General features: G+C 41.2%; 19 protein-coding genes. 10 read left to right on the forward strand and 9 right to left on the reverse strand.

Annotated features, from left to right (window positions below; all coding sequences use genetic code 11):
• Positions 1-69 precede the first annotated feature (69 nt).
• Entirely contained in the window at positions 70-2,403 is a 2,334-nt protein-coding gene (locus tag ACU5DF_RS18180) for a Tex family protein (RefSeq protein ID WP_446713785.1), read from the forward strand.
• Positions 2,404-2,622: 219 nt separating this feature from the next.
• On the opposite strand, the gene ACU5DF_RS18185 is transcribed toward ACU5DF_RS18180, so the two are convergent.
• On the reverse strand, positions 2,623-3,102 hold the full coding sequence (locus ACU5DF_RS18185; protein ID WP_045100936.1) for a hypothetical protein: 480 nt from the start codon (positions 3,100-3,102) through the stop codon (positions 2,623-2,625).
• Between the two features lie 30 nt (positions 3,103-3,132).
• A complete protein-coding gene (gene bioH, locus ACU5DF_RS18190; RefSeq protein ID WP_446713786.1) occupies positions 3,133-3,909 on the reverse strand; it encodes a pimeloyl-ACP methyl ester esterase BioH in 777 nt (258 codons plus the stop codon).
• A 161-nt stretch (positions 3,910-4,070) separates the two neighbouring features.
• Here bioH and ACU5DF_RS18195 point away from each other — a divergent pair, with 161 nt between their 5' ends.
• Positions 4,071-4,661: a ComF family protein gene (locus ACU5DF_RS18195; protein WP_446713787.1), complete on the forward strand. Its 591-nt coding sequence runs from the start codon at positions 4,071-4,073 to the stop codon at positions 4,659-4,661.
• A 353-nt stretch (positions 4,662-5,014) separates the two neighbouring features.
• A complete protein-coding gene (locus ACU5DF_RS18200) occupies positions 5,015-6,406 on the forward strand; it encodes a uracil-xanthine permease family protein (protein WP_446713788.1) in 1,392 nt (463 codons plus the stop codon).
• A 335-nt stretch (positions 6,407-6,741) separates the two neighbouring features.
• Here ACU5DF_RS18200 and envZ read toward each other — a convergent pair whose 3' ends face one another.
• Entirely contained in the window at positions 6,742-8,049 is a 1,308-nt protein-coding gene (envZ, locus tag ACU5DF_RS18205) for a two-component system sensor histidine kinase EnvZ (protein WP_446713789.1), read from the reverse strand.
• A 285-nt stretch (positions 8,050-8,334) separates the two neighbouring features.
• Positions 8,335-9,054, reverse strand: coding sequence for an osmolarity response regulator transcription factor OmpR (gene ompR, locus ACU5DF_RS18210; RefSeq protein WP_446713790.1), 720 nt, complete (start codon positions 9,052-9,054; stop codon positions 8,335-8,337).
• 205 nt (positions 9,055-9,259) lie between these two features.
• Here ompR and ACU5DF_RS18215 point away from each other — a divergent pair, with 205 nt between their 5' ends.
• Positions 9,260-9,997, forward strand: coding sequence for a ParA family protein (locus ACU5DF_RS18215; protein WP_045100930.1), 738 nt, complete (start codon positions 9,260-9,262; stop codon positions 9,995-9,997).
• Here the strand turns inward: ACU5DF_RS18215 and pyrE are convergent.
• Together pyrE and rph are read right to left on the reverse strand one after the other, a co-directional pair.
• On the reverse strand, positions 9,994-10,635 hold the full coding sequence (pyrE, locus tag ACU5DF_RS18220; RefSeq protein WP_446714272.1) for an orotate phosphoribosyltransferase: 642 nt from the start codon (positions 10,633-10,635) through the stop codon (positions 9,994-9,996). The genes ACU5DF_RS18215 and pyrE overlap by 4 nt on opposite strands.
• Before the next feature lie 233 nt (positions 10,636-10,868).
• Positions 10,869-11,585, reverse strand: a complete 717-nt coding sequence (gene rph, locus ACU5DF_RS18225; protein ID WP_446713791.1) for a ribonuclease PH — start codon at positions 11,583-11,585, stop codon at positions 10,869-10,871.
• A 192-nt stretch (positions 11,586-11,777) separates the two neighbouring features.
• Between rph and ACU5DF_RS18230 the strand changes: the two genes are divergently transcribed.
• Together ACU5DF_RS18230 and ACU5DF_RS18235 are read left to right on the forward strand one after the other, a co-directional pair.
• Positions 11,778-12,641, forward strand: coding sequence for a YicC/YloC family endoribonuclease (locus ACU5DF_RS18230; RefSeq protein ID WP_045100927.1), 864 nt, complete (start codon positions 11,778-11,780; stop codon positions 12,639-12,641).
• A gap of 246 nt (positions 12,642-12,887) precedes the next feature.
• Positions 12,888-13,490, forward strand: coding sequence for a hypothetical protein (locus tag ACU5DF_RS18235; RefSeq protein WP_446713792.1), 603 nt, complete (start codon positions 12,888-12,890; stop codon positions 13,488-13,490).
• 225 nt (positions 13,491-13,715) lie between these two features.
• Here the strand turns inward: ACU5DF_RS18235 and ACU5DF_RS18240 are convergent, their stop codons facing one another.
• Both ACU5DF_RS18240 and ACU5DF_RS18245 read right to left on the reverse strand, forming a co-directional pair.
• Positions 13,716-15,395 carry a methyl-accepting chemotaxis protein gene (locus ACU5DF_RS18240; RefSeq protein ID WP_446713793.1) on the reverse strand — a complete coding sequence of 560 codons (1,680 nt, stop codon included), beginning with the start codon at positions 15,393-15,395 and terminating at the stop codon, positions 13,716-13,718.
• A 131-nt stretch (positions 15,396-15,526) separates the two neighbouring features.
• Complete coding sequence (locus ACU5DF_RS18245; protein WP_045100925.1) at positions 15,527-15,955, reverse strand: phosphate-starvation-inducible protein PsiE; 429 nt, start codon at positions 15,953-15,955, stop codon at positions 15,527-15,529.
• Between the two features lie 233 nt (positions 15,956-16,188).
• Between ACU5DF_RS18245 and gmk the strand changes: the two genes are divergently transcribed.
• The 4 genes from gmk to trmH all read left to right on the forward strand — a co-directional run bounded on the left by gmk (position 16,189) and on the right by trmH (position 20,290).
• Positions 16,189-16,812 (forward strand): guanylate kinase, encoded by a 624-nt coding sequence (gmk, locus tag ACU5DF_RS18250; RefSeq protein WP_446713794.1) that lies wholly within the window; start codon positions 16,189-16,191, stop codon positions 16,810-16,812.
• 107 nt (positions 16,813-16,919) lie between these two features.
• Positions 16,920-17,192, forward strand: coding sequence for a DNA-directed RNA polymerase subunit omega (rpoZ, locus tag ACU5DF_RS18255; RefSeq protein WP_045100923.1), 273 nt, complete (start codon positions 16,920-16,922; stop codon positions 17,190-17,192).
• A gap of 53 nt (positions 17,193-17,245) precedes the next feature.
• Positions 17,246-19,372 carry a bifunctional GTP diphosphokinase/guanosine-3',5'-bis pyrophosphate 3'-pyrophosphohydrolase gene (gene spoT / locus ACU5DF_RS18260; protein WP_446713795.1) on the forward strand — a complete coding sequence of 709 codons (2,127 nt, stop codon included), beginning with the start codon at positions 17,246-17,248 and terminating at the stop codon, positions 19,370-19,372.
• Positions 19,373-19,603: 231 nt separating this feature from the next.
• Complete coding sequence (trmH, locus tag ACU5DF_RS18265; RefSeq protein ID WP_446713796.1) at positions 19,604-20,290, forward strand: tRNA (guanosine(18)-2'-O)-methyltransferase TrmH; 687 nt, start codon at positions 19,604-19,606, stop codon at positions 20,288-20,290.
• A gap of 152 nt (positions 20,291-20,442) precedes the next feature.
• Here trmH and ACU5DF_RS18270 read toward each other — a convergent pair whose 3' ends face one another.
• Positions 20,443-21,342, reverse strand: coding sequence for a bifunctional GNAT family N-acetyltransferase/hotdog fold thioesterase (locus tag ACU5DF_RS18270; protein WP_446713797.1), 900 nt, complete (start codon positions 21,340-21,342; stop codon positions 20,443-20,445).
• Positions 21,343-21,472 lie beyond the last annotated feature (130 nt).

Raw genomic sequence — 21,472 nt, forward strand, 5'->3', positions numbered from 1 at the left:
AAACGTATAGTCTCTAGTTAAAACAAATAGCCTAATCACACGCTTTTAATTAATTAAAAAAGAATCAAAATGATAATAAATATAATTGCCCAAGAACTTAACGTTCGCCCTCAACAAGTTGCCGCAGCTGTTCAATTAATTGACGAAGGCAGCACTATTCCATTTATTGCTCGTTACCGTAAAGAAGTAACAGAAGGTTTGGACGATACTCAACTTCGCACCCTTGATACGCGTTTAACTTACTTACGAGAATTGGATGACCGCCGTAAAACCATTCTAAAATCGATCAATGAACAAGAAAAACTGACGCCTGAATTAGAGCGTGAGATTTTAGGTGCCGACAGCAAAACTCGTCTTGAAGATTTGTATTTACCATTCAAACGTAAACGTCGCACTAAAGGCCAAATTGCAATTGAAGCAGGTATTGAACCACTGGCTGATTTACTGTGGACCCAACCTGAAAATAACCCTGAAGATGCCGCTCAATCGTATGTTGATGCCGATAAAGGGTTTGCTGATACCAAAGCCGTGCTTGATGGTGCTCGTGCAATTTTGATGGAGCGTATGGCTGAAGACGCTAACTTATTAGAGAAAGTGCGTAACTATTTAACTACGAATGCCGAACTAAGCTCTAAAATGGTCGATGGCCAAGAACACGCAGGCGAGAAATTTAAAGATTACTTTGAGCATAATGAAAAGCTAACACGTATCCCTTCTCACCGTGCTCTTGCGATGCTTCGTGGTCGCAATGAAGGTTTTTTACAGCTTTCTCTTAATGCCGATCCAAATCAAGAAGAAGGCGTTCGTGGCTCTTACTGTGAAATCATCATCGCTAATCATTACGGCATTACCTTAGGCTCTCAACCTGCTGATTTATGGCGCAAGCAAGTGATCAGTTGGACATGGCGCATTAAGATTTTAATGCACATGGAAACCGAGTTAATGGGTGGCTTAAAAGAGCGGTCTGAAAACGAAGCGATTGATGTATTTGCGACTAACTTGAAAGACCTATTAATGGCCGCTCCTGCTGGCCTGAAAACAACATTAGGCTTAGATCCTGGTTTACGTACAGGTACTAAAGTCGCGGTGGTTGATGCTACTGGTAAAGTATTGGCTACAGATACTATTTATCAAAACCAACCTCACAATAAAGTAGCGCAATCAGCACAGATTATTGAAACCTTAATCAAGCGTCATAATGTCGATTTGATTGCGATTGGTAATGGTACTGCCTCACGTGAAACCGATGCCTTTGTGGGTGATTTACTTAAAAAATCAGGTTTATCGGCAACCAAGATTATCGTAAGTGAAGCTGGGGCTTCTGTCTATTCAGCGTCTGAGTTAGCGGCAAAAGAGTTCCCAGATTTAGATGTATCAATCCGTGGTGCGGTTTCTATCGCTCGTCGTCTACAAGATCCACTGGCTGAGTTAGTTAAAATTGACCCTAAAGCGATCGGTGTCGGTCAATATCAACACGATGTTAGCCAAAGCCAATTAGCGAAGAAGCTAGATGCTGTAATTGAAGACTGTGTAAATGCCGTCGGTGTTGATGTAAATACAGCATCTTCTGCACTATTAACGCGAGTTGCTGGCTTATCAATGACGATCGCGCAAAATATCGTGGATTACCGTGACGAAAATGGTCGCTTTGAAAATCGTATCACCTTGAAAAAAGTCGCTCGTTTAGGGCCAAAGGCGTTTGAACAATGTGCTGGTTTCTTACGTGTGATGAATGGTAAAAACCCATTAGATGCCTCTGCTGTTCACCCTGAAGCTTACCCTGTGGTTAAAGCGATGGCAGAGAAAAACAACAAAGCGATTGATGCGATCATTGGTAATAGCGAGTTCTTGCGCTCAGTAGCTGCGAACGATTACATCAGTGCTGATTTTGGTTTACCAACCGTCACTGACATTATTTCAGAACTTGATAAACCGGGCCGAGATCCGCGTCCTGAGTTTAAAACAGCGACCTTTGCAGATGGCGTAAACACGGTATCTGATCTTGAATTAGGCATGATATTGGAAGGCGTGGTATCTAACGTGGCGAACTTTGGTGCGTTTGTTGATATCGGTGTTCACCAAGATGGTTTGGTTCATATCTCTGCGCTGAGTGATACGTTTGTCTCTGACCCACGTGAGGTGGTTAAAGCTGGCGATATCGTGAAAGTGAAAGTGATGGAAGTGGATGCTCAACGTAAGCGTATCGCTCTGACTATGCGTTTGAATGATACACCGGGGGAAGATAACCGTCCTCAACGTCAATCAAACAAACCACAGCAACGTAATGAGCGAGCTCAAGCGCCGAGACCTTCTTCTACAAGACAACAGCGCAGTAATAACGATACTGGTAATGCGGCAATGGGTGGCGCGTTTGCTGCGGCATTTGCGAAGGCGAAGAAGTAGAAATGTGGAAAGCGAAGCTAGAAACTATACGCTTCGCTAACTAGAAACTATAAGAGCATGTATGGCTGGCGTGGTGATAACTTAGGTTTCAGGACGCTACGCTTGCAGGTTTCAGGTGTACTCGCTTTTGAACTTCCTGAAACCTGAGACCTGAACCCTTCGCTTTTGCTCTTATAGAAGCGAAGCGGTCTAGTTAGCGCTAGCGTATAGTCTCTAGTTTCAAAGCACCGCCAATATATCTGACGGATTATTCGGCACTACCGCTTTATCATAATGAAAACTGATCACACTTCTACGACGAACCATTCTTCCCATTTCAGCTAATCTTTCTAATAGCTCTTTCGGAAGATTAAAGCGCATCGTATAACCTGTCTCTTGACCTTGCGAATACGTATCAATCGATAATAAACGAGCTAACTTCGCCAAATCATCATCAATGTCATATAACGTACCAATGTGAGGCTTCGTATCTTCTTTTTCTTCTGCTACATCATAGCCTGGATGATCTGAGGGCTCCCATGAATCTCGTTTATGCTGTTTATCATCCTCTTTAATTGCTTTTTCTGAGGTCGCTTTACTCATCTTTGTCGTTGGCACAACAGGCTTTTTAACACGATTTTCTCGTGCTACTTGTTCTGTCGGCAAATTAACAGAAGGTGCTATCAGAGGCACACTAATACTGTTAGTTGAAAAGTTCATAAAACGTTTCCTTATCTTTGTAAATCAACACTATTTATTATGCAGATTTAAAAAAGAGCGTAATTCAGCAATAAACTCAGTGCTGTGTGAAATAAATGGAGCATGAGATGCACTATCAAAAATAATTTTAGCTGAGTTTGGTATGACATCATCCATATCATGAGCGACTTTAATCGGAACTAACCCATCCAACCGGCCGTACATTCGACATACCGGCATCGATAACTGAGAAATAGTATCCCGTAGATCTATATCGGCAAGTATAGACAAACCTGTAGCTAATGCTTCTTGATTTGGTATCGGTCTTGAAAACACAGCATTTTTTACTTGTTTAATATCTTGTTTTGCATTCGGACTACCCATCGCTTGCAGTGCCATGAAGCGCTCAACGGTTAGCCTAAAGTCTTGTTTTAATTGCTCTGTAAATTGAGACAATACAATAGATTTAATGCCTCGCCACCCTTTATCAGCAGAAAACCTAGGGGAACTAGCTACCGTTATCAATTGAGTAATACGATCAGGTGCAACTAATGCCGCTTGCGTTGCAATCAATCCACCAAGTGACCAACCTAACCAAGCCGCTTTTTCAGGAGCTTGCGCTAAAACTTGTGTCACCATCTGATCAAAATCAGCACTCCCGAGCTCTGCACTATGCCCGTATCCTGATAAATCAACCGTATGAACTTTATAATCGGCACTGAGTTGTTCAACAATCGGTTGCCACACTGCACCGTTCATTCCCCATCCATGAATGAGAACCAGATCGGAACCTTCGCCTTCCGTTTGCCAATAAAGAGGGGTTGTCATTTACACTACCTATTCATATTTAAATTGATTAATGAGGTTTAAGTGTTCATCAGGTTCAACTGCGAAGGTCAATGCAAAAATTTGCTAATTGCTATTGTGATTACTGCCGTCTTAGCATGCCTCCTTCTGATACTATCTGGTGCTCAAAATGCCTTAATTTAATGCCTAATAAACCACGCTGTCAGCAATGTGGCCTACAAACTGAGCATGCTACTGATTGTTGTGGAGAGTGTTTAACCCATCCACCACAATGGGATCGTTTATTTTGTATCAGTGATTATTCTGAACCATTAAGTGAATACGTACATAGACTCAAGTATTCACAACATTTCTGGCTAGCCTATGATATCGGAATATTACTCAGTCAACGTATCTCCGATCCTGCCCCTTTAATTATTCCTGTTCCTTTGCACTGGAAACGATTTTGGTGGCGTTCTTATAATCAAAGCGATCTCTTAGCTTGGGCGATAGAGAAGCAATTAAATCATAAAAATAATATCACTCGTTGCGATACCAAAATAATCAAACGTATTAAAGCAACTCGTCCTCAGAAAGGTTTGTCCCGAGCCTTCCGCCAAACCAATTTGCTTGGAGCATTTAAGGTGGTAAAGCCGATTAAAGAAAAACACGTAGCGATAGTAGATGATGTGGTGACTACTGGGGCGACTATTAATTTACTGTGTGCGGAGTTGAGGGCTGCTGGTGTTGAAAAAATTGATGTGTATGCGGTTTGTCGAACGGGGCGGAACTAGAGGCTATACGCTGCGCTGACTAGAGACTATAAAAGCCTGTATGACTGATGTGGTGATATTTTAGGTTTCAGAACGCTTCGCTGGCAGAGTTCAGAGGTACTGGCTTTTGATCTTCCTGAAACCTGAGACCTGAACCCTACTCTTCCCCTCCCCTTAAAAAACCCTTAGCAAACGATTGCTTTCTGTTTTTTTATCCGTAGAATACCGTCCCAATTGATTAAACACTCATTTAATCAATCAACCCCAATCGAGACAGGTTCTGATTAACAGCAATCACAGATTGATACCTTCTCACTTCATGCTCCCATTCAGCGAACCATGAAGACAACGTTAAACAATTAGGAATATCGGCCATGACCGTTAAAAACAGCACTACAAAACCATCTGAACTTATTTATCAGTTAGATGAGCGTCCACCGCTACCGCAAACTTTATTTGCTGCCCTTCAGCATTTATTGGCGATGTTTGTCGCTATTATTACGCCTTCTCTGATCATTTGTCAGACGCTTGGTGTTCCTGCTGCTGAAACTAATACCATCATTAGTATGTCTTTATTCGCTTCTGGTATTTCTTCTTTTATCCAAATCAGAACCTTTGGCCCTATTGGTTCAGGTCTTCTTTCTGTTCAAGGCACAAGTTTCAATTTCTTAGGCCCAATCATTGGTGCAGGTCTCGCACTTAAAGCGGGCGGTGCTGATGTTCCAACCATGATGGCGGCGATTTTCGGTACTATCTTAGTGGCTTCAACGGCTGAAATCTTCTTATCTCGTGTTCTTGAATACGCTCAAAAAATCATTACTCCACTGGTTTCTGGTATTGTTGTTACGCTAATTGGTTTAACGCTTATCCAAGTTGGCCTAGTGTCAATGGGTGGCGGTTATGCTGCTATGGGTGATGGCACATTTGGTAGTCTAGATAAACTGGCGCTAGCTGGTACAGTTCTACTTATTATTGTGGTACTTAACCGCGCAACTAACCCTTACTTACGTATGGCATCAATCGTTATCGCGATGGGTGTAGGAACACTTGCAGCATGGGCAATGGGTATGCTTAATACCAATATGGCTCATGAAGCTGATTTAATCGCTCTGCCTATTCCAATGCAATATGGCTTAAGCTTTGATTGGTCTCTGTTTATTCCTCTGGTTCTGATTTTCTTAATCACAGCTTTAGAAGCAATTGGCGATATTACCGCAACGTCTGAAGTATCAGGTCAGCCAGTGAAAGGCCCGGTTTACATGAAGCGCATTAAAGGTGGTGTATTGGCTGACGGCCTTAACTCAGCTATTGCCGCGGCGTTCAACAGCTTCCCTAATTCAACGTTTAGCCAAAACAACGGCGTGATCTTGCTAACGGGTGTTGCTAGCCGTTACGTTGGTTACTTCATCGCAGGTATGTTGGTTATTCTTGGTTTATTTCCAGGTGTTGCAAGCATGGTTCAAGTGATTCCTGAGCCTGTTCTTGGTGGTGCAACGATTGTGATGTTCGGTACGATTGCGGCGGCGGGTGTGCGTATTATCTCTCGTGTTGAACTAGACCGTCGTGCAATCCTTATCATGGCAATGTCTTTCTCTATGGGCCTTGGCTTAGCACAGAAACCTGAAATCCTTCAGTTCATGCCTGAGATGATTAAAAATATCTTCTCATCAGGTGTAACAGCAGGTGGTGTGACGGCGATTCTTCTAAATATCATTCTTCCAAGCAGTGAAACGTTTGAAGAAGAGAAAGAAGAAGCGAAGATCTAAGAGCAGAGGCGAGAAAAGAACTAGAGGCTATACGCTGCGCTAACTAGAGACTATAAAAGCATGTATGACTGATGTGGTGATATTTTAGGTTTCAGGTGTCCTCGCTTTTGCTCTTATAGGAGCGAAGCGGTCTAGTTAGCGCTAGCGTATAGTATCTAGTTTACAACCCCTCCTAACCTCCCCTTATATTAACAATTACTATCAAGTAAGACTGGCACTCAAGGGGAGGAACTGTATTGTGCACGCTGTAATCAAAGCGAACTAAATTCTAGCTCTTTTGCTCTTCCTCGCACCTCGAGCGAAGCGTCCTCGTATCTCGCCCCTGCTCTTCCCCTTTATCTCCCAAGCGGAAACATCACTTGAACCTTCAAGCCACCTTCTCGACGATTCTCTAAACTCACTTCACCTTGATGCTGGCCGACAATACGTTTTACTATCGCCAAGCCTAAGCCAGTACCTTCACTTCCACGAGCAGTATCACCACGAGTAAAGGGTTCAAATACCGATTCTAATTGCGCTTCATCAATACCTGGACCATTATCTTCAATAATCACCCATGCCGTTTTATGATCAGCGGACACACGAGTAGACACTGAAATCCAATCACCACCATAACGAATGGCATTAACGACCAAATTGGTGATCACACGCTTAATTCCTACGCCATTACCATGAATAGATTTAGGTATATCAACCAAGTTAGTTTTGATTTCACGCTCATAACCACCTTCCGCCAAAATCACTTCATTAACGATAGTATTTAAATCAACATCAATAAAATCTTGTTTGGCTACAGGTTTAAGGTAATCCATAAACTGACCGATAATCTCATTACACTCTTCAGTGTCTTTAATCATACTTTCGGCTAAATAATCATCTGCTGGTGACATCATTTCCGTCGCTAAACGAATACGAGTTAATGGCGTTCGTATATCATGGCTGACACCTGCCATTAATAATGCTCTGTCTTGCTCTAATTGCTGGATCCCTTTCGACATCTGATTAAAAGCACGAGTTACTGCTTGAATTTCTGAGGCTCCCTTTTCAGGTAGCGGCTCTGGGATCTCTCCTTTCCCCACTTTCCGAGCAGCGGTCTGCAGAGCCATCAATGGCCGATTTTGAATCCGTATAAATGCCCAGCCACCAAGGATCACTAACAAGGCGATAAATAGACTGTTCCTAAATAATGGGGCAAAATCTTCTTCTTGTAGCTCTGAGAGTGGGATCCGCATATAAAATTCAGGCATAGCCTCACTCTTCATCCATAATACGTAGCTATCAGAACCAAGTATCAAGCGCACTTCTGTTGGTGAGTTAAGCTCTTGCGACATCTCTTCACTTAAAAATTCAACCGGACTTGCTTGGTAATACTCTTTCATTTCAGGATCATGTTCATCATGAAGACTGACCCCAAGTTGCTCTAATAATTGACGGCGTAATGGTTGGCCTAAATGCACATTTTTGCCATCTTCAAGCGTGACATCTTCTGCTAGCATTAAGCGTACTTCATAAGCGAGAATGCGATTGAACTGCTGCAAGCTTGGTAATAAAGCGTAATTGAATACGGCAAGATAAGAGAATATTTGGCTAGCGATAAGAAGCGATGCGAGGAGTAAAAGAGTTCTGGCGAAGGTACTTTTCATGGGCTTTCTCTGTTTGGCGGTAAATTTGAAGAGAGCTAGAGACTATACGCTACGCTAGCTAGAAACTATAAGAGCAAGAGTTACAACCCCCTCTAACTCCCCCTTATATAAACCATATCAATCTCAATAGCCTATCATTCAAGGGGGAGAACCTTCTTTGGCGCTGCAATATCCACGATCACATCTGAACTCTGCCAGCGAAGCGATCTGAATTCTGCTCTTTCTTTTATAGAAGCGGAGCGGTCTAGTTAGCGAAGCGTATCGTTTCTAGCACAAAATAATAGCCTATCCCTCAGCCCCATCCGGTACAAACACATAACCCAATCCCCAAACCGTTTGAATATAACGAGGGCGACTTGGATCAACTTCAATCATGCGACGAAGACGAGAAATTTGAACATCAATAGAACGCTCCATTGCTGAATACTCACGGCCACGTGCCATGTTCATCAACTTATCACGCGACATTGGTTCACGCATATTAGTCACAAGTGATTTAAGTACCGCAAATTCACCAGAGGTTAATGGCATTGGTTCTTCATTGCGGAACATTTCACGTGTTCCTAAATTCAAGCGGAACTCACCAAATTCAACCATTTTATCTTCAGCACTTGGAGCGCCTGGTGCTTCAATCACTTGGCGGCGTAAAACTGCACGGATACGAGCCAGTAATTCACGAGGATTAAATGGTTTCGGTAGGTAATCGTCTGCACCAACCTCTAAACCAACAATACGGTCAATCTCATCACCTTTCGCAGTTAACATTAAAATCGGTAACATGTTATTACTACTACGCAAGCGACGACAAATAGATAGACCATCCTCACCCGGCAACATTAAGTCCAATACCATTAAATGAAAGGTTTCTCGGGCTAATAGGCGATCCATTTGTTCGCTATTTGCAACGCTACGAACTTGAAAGCCTTGCTCTGATAAATAACGCTCTAATAGAGAACGAAGGCGTGCATCATCATCAACAACTAAAATCTTATGGTTTTCTTGCATGGGCTTAACCTCAATATATAACTTATTTCAGTTTACTCGTAACTTTGAACAAAAGAAGCGCTATTTAATAAAAAATGGTAGATGAAATTGTTACTTTTTATGTAATAGTTCATACTTTAAAAAATAAAATATTTTATCAACCACATTGCATGGCATATTGGTTGCTTAATAATCCGTATTAATTGAATACAAAGAGTCTGTGGCCATGCTAGTCGGATATAAACGAGCACAATGTAAAAAGGTTCTTGTCATTAATCGTAAAGGTGGGGCAGGAAAATCAACCTTTGCTATCGCAATTGCCTCTTTTTATGCTCATCAAAACGTAAAAACAGAGATTATCGATCTCGACCCTCAAGGTACCAGTTACTTCTGGGGCAGCAAAAATGAGAACGTAAGAACCACCAAATTTTTACCCTCTTCTAATGTGCCTTTCTCATTAGCACTGCGCTTAGAAGCCGATACTAAAATTACAGTTATCGATTCTCCTTCTAATTTCAGTCAATTTGAAATGGAAAAGTATGTTTCTATGGTTGATAAGATCGTATTTCCCGTTCAACCATCACCTATAGATGTGCATTCGATGTTGGGCTTTATTAAGGATTTAATTAAATCCCCAGCTTTTAAGAAAAATAAAGTTGAACTGGCTTTTGTTATCACTCGCTGTAAGAAGAATAAGCAAGGCACGGAATTTGTTCATAAGGTATTGCAGCACATGAAATACCCTCTATTGGGAAGCATGTCTGAGGATAAGGCATATCAAGATATGTTCTCTGAAAGAAACAGTTTCTTAATCAGTAATCCAGAATTAGATACTGTTTTATGGCAAAAGATGAAAGACTGGTTAGATGTAGATATGACGCCACCAAATATAGGTCCAGATCCTAAAAAAGCGGCTGAACCAAAGCCAACCGCTTACCGATCATTACTTAAAAGGTGTTATTAAATACCAAATTGAGCACGGTACGCTTTTACTGATTCAAGTTGCTCAGTATTGCCACCTTTCTCTTCTAAGAAAGAGATAAGGTCAGTTAAGCTTACGATTGAAATAATAGAACAACCAAAGTCGCGTTCTACTTCTTGAATCGCAGATAATTCGCCTTTGCCTTTCTCTTGACGGTCAATCGCAACAAGAACACCAGTAAGATCAGCACCGTTTGCCTGAATAATTTCCATTGATTCGCGAATCGCTGTACCTGCTGTAATCACGTCATCAACTAACATGATTCGACCTTCAAGTGCGCTACCGACTAGGTTACCACCTTCACCGTGATTCTTTGCTTCTTTACGATTAAAACAATATGGCTTGTCTGTATCGTGGTGATCTGCCAATGCAACCGCTGTCGTTGTTGCGATTGGAATGCCTTTGTACGCAGGGCCAAATAGCACATCGTAATCAATACCTGATTCAACTAATGCCGCTGCATAAAAGCGACCTAAACGCGCTAGATCACGACCGGTATTGAATAGACCAGCGTTAAAAAAATATGGGCTTGTACGGCCAGACTTTAAAGTAAACTCACCAAACTTTAATACTTCTTTCTCAAGTGCAAATTCAATAAACTCACGCTGGTATGCTTTCATTTTCATTCTCTCTTTTTGGTATTGTGATATTTAAAATAAAAAACTATACGCTACGCCAACTATATTTCTTCGCCTAGAGACTATAAGAGCACACATCGATATCTTAAGCATTAGCACTCATATAATCAGTGCTTTTGCTTTTATAGTTTCTAGCTAGCGTAGCGTATAGTTTCTAGCTCTTTCTTTTTTACACATAAAAAAATAGCCCCTGAATCAGGAGCTATCAAAATCAATTATTCGGCCAACGCCGCTTTCTGCTGCTCAATGATATCATTGATGCCCTGTTGCGCCAGAGCCAGCATATCTAACAATTCTTGGTGAGAGAACGGAGCTACTTCTGCCGTGCCCTGCACTTCAATCATCTTGCCGTCTTCCATCATTACAACGTTCATGTCGGTATCAGCGGCTGAATCTTCTAAGTACTCAAGGTCACAAATCGCTTCGCCTTTATAGATACCTACAGAAACAGCAGCAACGTGCCCTTTCATTGGGTTTGTTTTTAACTTACCCGATGCAATCATGTGGTTGATAGCGTCTGCTAGTGCAACACTTGCGCCAGTGATAGAAGCAGTACGTGTACCGCCATCCGCTTGGATAACATCACAATCGACAGTGATCATTTGCTCACCTAATGCTTCTAGGTCAACCGCAGCACGTAGGCTACGAGCGATCAGACGTTGGATTTCCATCGTACGACCACCTTGCTTACCACTTGCCGCTTCACGACGGTTACGTGTGTGAGTAGCACGAGGTAACATGCCGTATTCAGCCGTTACCCAACCTTTACCTTTGCCTTTTAACCAGCGAGGAACATTTTCTTCAACACTTGCAGTACAAATTACTTTTGTATTACCAAATTCAACTAATACAGACCCTTCTGCGTGTGCAGTAAAGTTACGAGTAATAGTAATTGGACGGACTTGCTGAGCTGTTCTTCCGCTAGGACGCATGGCAGATACCTTGATTATGACAAATTGTCGGCGATTATACCCAAGTACAAGAATAAAGCATAGCGTCTGTCTGTTTCTTTCTATGTGCTGAAGCGACTCAGATTGCTATTACTTCCTAAAGCGCTTATCTGCTATAGTATGCCCAATATTTTTATTCATCATCCTTCCTATTGATGATTTGAGGACGCTTACATGATCTACAGTATGACAGCTTACGCACGCCGCGAAGTAAAAGGCGATTGGGGAACTGCTGTGTGGGAAATCCGCTCAGTAAACCAACGTTATTTAGAAACGTATTTCCGCATGCCGGAACAATTCCGTGGTTTAGAACCTGTATTACGTGAGCGTTTTCGTAAGCGTCTTGCTCGCGGTAAAGTGGAATGTCACCTGCGTTTTGAAGCTAATAATGCGGCAAGCAGTGAACTAAGAATCAATGAAGACCTAGCTCGTCAAGTAATTAAAGCAGCGCAATGGGTAAAAACAGAATCTGGAGAAGGCAATATTAACCCTTTCCAAGTTCTGCAATGGCAAGGTGTGATGGAAGCGCCTGAGCAAGATTTTGATTCTATCAATAAAGAACTATTGGCTGAGTTTGAACTGGCTGTAAATGATTTCGTTGAAGCGCGTGCAAGCGAAGGCGAAAACATGAAAGCACTGATCGTTCAGCGTTTAGATGCGATCACTACAGAAGCCGCAAAAGTTCGCGCTCGTATGCCTGAGATTTTAGAGTGGCAACGTAATCGTCTGCTAACTAAATTTGAAGATGCGAAAATTGAATTAGATTCTTCTCGTGTTGAACAAGAGCTTATTCTTCTTGCTCAAAAATCTGACGTAGCTGAAGAGCTTGACCGTTTAGATTCACATGTAAAAGAAACCACTAATGTAATGAAGAAAGGCGGTGCTTGTGGCCGTAAACTTGATTTCATGATGCAAGAGTTTAACCGTGAAGCGAATACGCTAGCGTCTAAATCTATCAGCACCGATGTAACCGCATCTGGCGTTGAGCTTAAAGTGCTTATCGAACAAATGCGTGAGCAAATTCAGAATATTGAGTAATTATTACTACAATATCCATAATATAAACATCAAAAAGCTTCTGTTTTCAGAAGCTTTTTATTTGATTTCTTTATATTTAATTCTATTTTCCAAAACTAAAAAATAATATAGAAAACTTATTTTAGAAATAATCTATTATTTTAAGATTTATCACGAAAGAGTTTCATTATATATGCTAAAAATCGACCAATGTTAAAACCACCTTTAATCAATTAAATAATAATAAATATTTCCAAGAGGGATAAAATGAAAAAGGCTTTATTAATAACGTCAATAGCTATAATTATTTCAGGCTGTAATGGTAATTCCACTGACGCACCAGGATCAACAGAGCTTCGGAATGTATCAGTTAATTACCAAACCATTGAACTAGGGGAGCAGCCTCTTATGGATGTAGAGGGTAATCTCTATGTTATGTCAGAGGATTCAAATGGTTATTATCATTGGCTCATTAATTCAGGATACAAACTATGCATAGATGATAATCTTGGTCATCGTTGTATCGATCATATAACGATAGACAATGCACCTATAGCAATTGAAGTGGCAGGGGAAGCAACTATCTCAGTTACACATGACCAAACTGAGAAATCATTAGGGCTTTCAAAATCTTATACTCTGACCGGTAATGCTCACCTTACTACCAACGAAACCAATCTAACCATTGAGATGAAGAACACTGAGTGGGCTTATGTGACGATGCTTTATGCTCCATCAATTATTGCTGAAACTCCTGAAATGTTAAATTCAAATAATGAATGGCGCCAAATGTCTTACCCAGCCTATGGTGGAGGGTATTGGTATGAGTATGTAAACACGAGCACAAGAAATAAAGGCTTTAACTCGTGAGTGGAATTATTTAAATATTGATTTAAAAGACCCTCAACCAAATAAACATTACGCTTACTATATATCTGAATCACCAAAAGAAAGTCAGGTTGGTTTTGTTATTAAAAATCAATGGGAAGAACCGACCTTAATTGAAATAAAATAAAAACTAACTTTAACTAAAAAGGAGGAGAAAACCTCCTTTACTTAGTTAGTTATTCCTAATGCATATAACTTTAAATAACACTACAATTTAAAACTCCCAACCAAAGACGTCATTTGTTCACCTGATTCTGATAACGTTGAGCTGATCACTTCAGATTGCTGTAAATTACCACTTAATTCATTCACAATATGCTGAATAGCCACTAAGTTTTGATTGATATCTTCTGCTACTACACTTTGCTGCTCTGCCGCTGAAGCCGTTTGTATCCCCATATCTTGGATCGTACTCACCGCTTGTTGAATACCAAGCAAACTTTCTCGAATTTGTACTGACTCAGCAACCGTTTGATTTCCTCGCTCTTGGCTAGTGTTCATAGTACTAACCGCTAAGCCAACTCCTGCATGTAATGACTGTAACATATCACCAATTTCTTGAGTGCTATTTTGGGTTCTACTTGCTAGTGAACGGACCTCATCAGCCACAACGGCAAAACCACGGCCCTGTTCTCCAGCTCTCGCCGCTTCAATCGCTGCATTAAGAGCCAATAAATTTGTTTGGCTTGCAATTTCACCGATCACTTGTAGCACATTCGTAATCTTCTCTGTTTGCTGACTGAGTTCTTGAATCGCCTCTGAAGTTGTATTCACTTCGCTCACTAAAGTTTCAATGCCATTAATCGCTAGATCTACTTCCTCTTGAGCTTCTGAGATTTGAACATTTGCCGATTCGATCGCATGAGATGTCGCATTGGTATTATTAGCAACTTCTCTAGAGGTTGCGCTCATTTCAGTAACGGCAGTAACGACTTTATCGGTCTCTAAACAATGCGTTTGCATCTTAATATTTGCACCACATGTTTGATTATCTAGATCATTTGCTGCTTGCTTAACGGCTTGTGCTGACGAGCGTATCTCTTTAATTAAAGGATGGAGTTTATCCATAAATTCATTGAATGCTTGTGCAACCTCTCCGATTTCATCTTGGCTTTCTATTTTTAATCTCGCGGTTAAATCACCGTCACCCGCAGCAACATCCTTTAATGAATCGGCTATATGCTGCAGTGGTGCAATGCCCTTTGCGACAATAAAACTCACCATAACAATAGTTAATATCAACCCGATAGATGATAATCCAATAGCCGAAAGCGTATGATCTCTAAGTTGATTCTCTCTATCTGTTCGGTACATAGATACTTGTTGGTCAATATCATCAATATAAATACCAGTTCCTAACACCCAATCCCATTTTGGCATATATTCCGCATAACCTAGCTTCGGAGCTTGTTTATCAATAGAAGGTTTATGCCAAGAGAAATAGAGAAAACCATCTCCGCTTTTAGAGGCATCAATCAAACCCGCAATCACGGGAACACCATTTTCATCTTTTAAACTATAAAGATTTTTCCCTTCTAATTGCGGTTTAATTGCATGGAGCGTGTTCACTCCTTGAGAGTCATAAGCAAAGAAATAACCATCACTTTCAAAACGCATAGCTTTTAATATCGCTTTCGCTTGAGCCTTATTCTCACCATTAATATCAGACTCATAGAGTTCACTAACAGCAGTAATTCCCATCATTAAATATGCTTGTAATTCGCTTTTTTTTGTTTCGACTAACTCTGAACGATACTCTTCGGCTTCTATGTCGACACTCTTTATTCCACTCCAGTAATAGACCAAAGTAACTAAAGCTGTGATCGTGATAAGAGGTATCACTGTTAGAAGCTGTAATTTGGTTCTACTTTTAAATGCGATTGACATTAATGTACCTACTTATGATTACTTTTTGTAAATAACATCATGCCTTGAGAGTAGGGAATATCTGTGAGTAAGCCGACTTTTCTATAAGTTTGAACGCATCATCTCTAATAATTTTGATTTAGCGCTCTGTTTTATTCATCGTACTGCTTGCTTTTCTGGTGTGCTTCATACGGCCAATAGTGATGACCAACTCGGATCAATAGTGTCGCCGCGGCTAAAATAAAGGCAGCTAATGCTAACCATACGACCAATACCGCGTCTAATTCCTTCATACCTAAAGTGATGTAGCGAGCGATTGCCATCATTGCGATATAGATAGGATAACGAACTGGGATTTTACCGTTCATCACAAATTGCTGCACCATTGCCAAGACTTCAAGATAGATAAACATCAATAAGATATCGGTCAATTGGATCTGCCTTACTGAAAATACATGGATAAATTCATTTACCATGGCAAAGAGAGTCGCTAAGGTAATTGCGACTAACAGTATCGCTTCCAATATATGGAAAACTTTCAGAAATGGTTTACTAAACGATTTAGGTAAATGAGAAGGCATAAAGGGCTATCCACTATAATAAAAAGATGGGAATTGATTTGGTAAGCTCTAATGATAGTGCCAAGCTGAATTAACACAAAATTATTATTTCAATAAGCGTATTTATTTCATTCAAATTAACTGTAGATTGTGCTATTCTTCGCCACCCAATTTTCTATGCTTCGCATTCATCTTTATTTTGTCTTTTAAGAGTAATTTAAAGAGCAATGCCATAACTCCCAAGAGAATCTATCATGAGTAAAGGTACACTTTATATTGTGTCAGCGCCAAGTGGTGCTGGTAAGTCGAGTTTGATCTCGGCACTGTTAGAAAGCAACCCAACTTATGCTATGAAGGTCTCGGTGTCTCATACTACTCGCGGTATGCGTCCAGGAGAATCTGATGGGGTGCATTATCACTTTATTCAGAAAGAGCATTTTGAAGAGCTAATTGAAAAAAATGAATTTTTAGAATACGCAGAAGTATTTGGTAATTATTACGGAACTTCTCGTGTTTGGATCGAAGATACTCTTGATAAAGGCATTGATGTGTTCTTAGATATTGATTGGCAAGGTGCCCGTCAAATTCGTGAACAAATGCCTTTAGCAAAAAGCGTATTTATTCTTCCTCCATCAAATGGGGAATTAGAACGACGCTTAAATGCACGTGGTCAAGACAGCGATGCTGTTATTGCTAAGCGCATGAGTGAAGCAAAATCAGAAATATCTCACTATAGTGAATACGACTATGTGATCATTAATGATGATTTTGATACTGCACAAATGGACTTTCGTTCAATTATTCGTGCAGAGCGCTTAAAGCAAGATAAACAAACTATGAAATACAAAGGCATGTTAGAAGCTCTATTAGCTGACTAATTTCTTTTATTTCTATGAGTATCTTATAACCCTATCTAGAAACTTATACGGGTTACTTGTATACTTTCTCATCATATAACTATTTTTGTTAATAAATTGGAGTCCTCATGGCACGTGTAACCGTTCAAGACGCAGTTGAGAAAATCGGCAACCGTTTCGACCTTGTTTTAGTATCATCTCGTCGCGCACGTCAAATGCAAACTGGTGGTAAAGATGCGCTAGTGCCTGAAGAGAACGATAAAACAACTGTTATCGCTCTTCGTGAAATTGAAGAAGGCCTGATCACAAAAGATCTACTTGATGCTCGTGAACGTCAAGAGCAACAAGAGCAAGATGCCGCAGAACTAGCAGCAGTTAGCTCAATCACACACAATCGTTAATCTTTATAATCCATTATAGATTGTAAATTACAGCATACCTGACGGGGCGAAGTTTGGATTTATTCGATAGCCTGAAAGATGTTGCCAAAGATTACCTGCCAGAGCCTCACATTGAGGCTCTTCGTCGATCTTATCTGGTAGCAAAAGAAGCCCATGAAGGGCAAACTCGCTCAAGTGGCGAACCTTATATCATTCATCCAGTAGCGGTGGCTCGAATTCTTGCAGAAATGCGACTCGACCATAAAACGCTAATGGCTGCACTGCTTCACGATGTTATTGAAGACACTGAAGTTAGCAAGGAAGAGCTAGCAGAGCAATTTGGCGAAACTGTTGCCGAATTAGTGGATGGTGTTTCTAAGCTGGACAAACTTAAGTTCCGCGATAAAAAAGAAGCACAGGCTGAAAACTTCCGAAAAATGGTCATGGCGATGGTGCAAGACATCCGCGTTATTTTGATCAAACTTGCTGACCGTACTCATAATATGCGTACATTGGGTGCTCTACGCCCCGATAAACGCCGCCGTATTGCCCGTGAAACCTTAGAAATTTTCTCTCCTTTGGCTCATCGCCTTGGTATCCACAATATTAAAACTGAACTTGAAGAGTTAGGTTTTGAAGCCCTTTACCCAAATCGCTATCGTGTATTGAAGAAAGTAGTAAAGTCGGCTCGTGGTAACCGTAAAGAGATGATCCAAAAAATCCATTCCGAAATTGAAGGCCGCCTTGCAGAAGCTGGTATTAAAGGACGAGTATTGGGCCGAGAGAAAAACCTGTTCTCTATTTATCATAAGATGAAAAACAAAGAACAGCGTTTCCATACCATTATGGATATCTATGCGTTCCGAGTCATTACTGACAATGTCGATACTTGTTATCGTGCATTAGGTCAGGTTCATAGTATCTATAAACCTCGCCCTGGTCGTATTAAAGATTACATTGCTGTACCAAAAGCCAATGGTTACCAATCTATTCATACCTCAATGGTTGGCCCTCACGGTGTCCCTGTTGAAGTTCAGATCCGCACTGAAGATATGGAACAAATGGCGAATAAAGGTGTAGCTGCACACTGGTCGTACAAAGAGGGTGATAACTCAAGTACTACGGCACAGATCCGCGCTCAGCGTTGGATGCAAAGCTTACTTGAACTGCAACAAAGTGCAGGTAGCTCATTTGAATTTATTGAAAACGTAAAATCGGATTTATTCCCGAATGAAATTTACGTATTCACACCAAAAGGCCGTATTTTTGAATTGCCTGTGGGTGCAACAGCGGTTGATTTCGCGTACGCGGTTCACTCTGATGTTGGCAATAGTTGTGTTGGCTCTCGTGTTAACCGTCAGCCTTACCCTCTAAGTAAACCACTTAAGAGCGGTCAAACAGTTGAGATCATTAGTGCTCCAGGTGCTCGTCCAAATGCGGCTTGGCTAAACTATGTGGTGACCTCAAAAGCACGAACTAAGATCCGCCAAGTCCTAAAAACCATGCGTAAAGAAGATTCTGTGATTTTAGGTCGCCGTCTACTTAATCACGCATTAGGTCATAATGTCTCTTTAGATGATATTACTGAAGAGAACATGATTCATGTTTTATCAGATCTAAAATTAGCGACACAAGACGATTTGTTAGCAGCTATTGGTTTAGGCGAGTTAATGAGTATTGTCGTTGCACGCCGATTACTTGGTGATGCCGATGAGCTGACAGAACAAAACTCATCGAATATTGAGACATCGACGGGTAAGAAATTACCTATCCGTGGCGCTGATGGTATCTTACTGACATTTGCAAACTGTTGTCGCCCTATTCCTGGTGATCATATTATTGCTCACGTGAGTCCTGGCCGTGGTCTTGTGGTTCATATGGAAGACTGTGCGAACGTTCGTGGTTATCAGAAAGAATTAGATAAGTACATGGGCGTTGAATGGGCTGATGAATTCGATCAAGAATTTGCAACAGCTCTGGATATTGACATTCAAAATCACCAAGGTGCATTAGCAGATTTAGCTAATGTGATTGCTGGTACGGGGTCTAATATCCGTGGTATCACAACCGAAGAAAAAGACGGTCGCTTATATACGGTGACCGTTGAATTAACGACAAAAGATCGCACGCACTTAGCGGAAATCATGCGTCGTATTCGTGTTATGCCACATGCACTTAAAGTTCGTAGACATAAGAACTAGAAACTATACGCTACGCTAACTAGAGACTATAAGTGCCGATATAGTTAGCGTGGTGAGTTATTAGGTTTCAGGACGCTACGCTTGCAGGTTTCAAAGAAAAGCAAAAGCAGACCTCGGTTTGCTTTTGCTCTTATAGGAGCGAAGCGGTCTAGTTTCTAGTCAGCGCAGCGTATAGCTCGCTTACCCTTACTTATTCCTAGCCCCTCTCACCAATCTCAAGAAATTAAAATCATGAACCTAGAACGCTATCAACGAATTACTTCTGTATTAAAATCTCGTCAAACTGACCTTACACTTTGCTTAGAAGAAGTGCATAAACCCAATAACGTCTCAGCGATTATTCGTACTGCTGACGCCACTGGTGTACACAAAGTCCATGCGGTTTGGCCAACTGAACAAATGAAAACCTTGTCTCATACCTCTGCGGGCGCTCGTAATTGGGTGGAAGTAGAAACACATAAAAACATTGATGATGCTTTTGCGGTTTTAAAGGGCCAAGGCATGCAGATCCTTGCGACTAACTTGTCTGATACTGCGGTTGATTTTCGTGAAATCGATTACACCAAACCAACAGCTATCATCCTGGGTAGTGAAAAAACGGGCATCAGCAAGAAAGCATTAGCAATGGCAGACCATGACATTATCATTCCTATGGTCGGTATGGTTCAGTCTTTAAATGTATCTGTTGCCAGTGCCTTGATTTTATATGAAGCACAGCGTCAGCGTGATTTAGCGGGGATGTATGACCGTGAAGAGAGTGCGTTGCCAGCAGAGTATATTAATAATGTCTTGTTTGAACGTGGCCACCCTGTACTTGCTCGTGTCGCAAAGCGTAAGAAACTGCCTTACCCTCAATTAGATGGCACAGGACAGATTGTTGCGGATGAAGCGTGGTGGGCAGCGATGCAGGCGAAATAAGAGTAAACATCTAGACTCTATACGCTGCGCTAACTAGAAACTATAAAAGCAAGAGAGGTCCCTCTGAACTCTGCAAGCGTAGCGTTCTGAATTCAGCTCTTGCTGTTGCTCTTATAGAAGCGAAGCGGTCTAGTTAGTAACACGTATAGTTTCTAGTTTCTCATCAACATAAACGTTCCTGAAAACTCAGCCGCAGGCGTGTCACCATTACACAAAGCAACCGTCACTTTGACTCTCGCTCGCTTACCTGATTTCAAGCGATCAAAATCCCCTTGCAAGCAATTCAACGAGGTAATTCCTTTCGGATTTTCAATAATCGGCTGACGATAACGAATATGACTATCAACTAACATAATGCTAGCCGAATCCAAACCACGCTCTTTGAGAAGTAACCACACCATTCCCCATGCAGTGAGCGTTCCCATGGTAAATATGCTGCCTGCAAACATGGTGTTGTGAGGATTAAGGTTGGCATTTAAAACGGCACTGACTTCAAATCGATAGCCTGTATATTGGGTAATTTTAATGCCCATTTTGTCACTGATTGGAATTTCATTTTCCCAACGATTTTGCAGTTCTGCACACCAATCTGGGCGACGTAAAACATCAGCAAGAGGATCAAGCTGTTTAAGCATTTGTTGATGGCGGATCGGACCACGCTCATCACTAAGTTCACCTTGATTTTCAAATCTATTACGAATATAAAAGGGAATTGCCTCTTCTCGTGCATTACATACTAATCGCTTTGCACCTTCCTGGCGCGCATAAGACTCTAAAGCGACCATTATCAGTGCGCCTATGCCTTTCCCTCGATAATGAGAAGAAACCGCCATATAACGAATTTGACCGTCATTATCGGGAGTTAAATATAATCGACCTACGGCTATCGGTTGACCTCGACCATCTAAGATCATTCGATGCTGACTCATATCATCATAGGCATCACGCTCTGAACCGACGGGCTGACGCCAAGGTTCACGTAATACTTGCCAACGGAAATGGTAGTAGGCTTTTAGTTCAGCCTCTGTGGTTGGGGTGATCAGTCGAAACATATAAATCCTTTTATAAAAATTAGAGCAGAGTTCAGATCGGTCGCAAGCTCCCTTTCAGAGTTCAGGGGGTAATCGTGGTGAGACTAGATACTATACGCTGCGCTAACTAGAGACTATAAGAGCAAAAAGC

The sequence above is a fragment of the Aliivibrio wodanis genome (assembly GCF_052920805.1).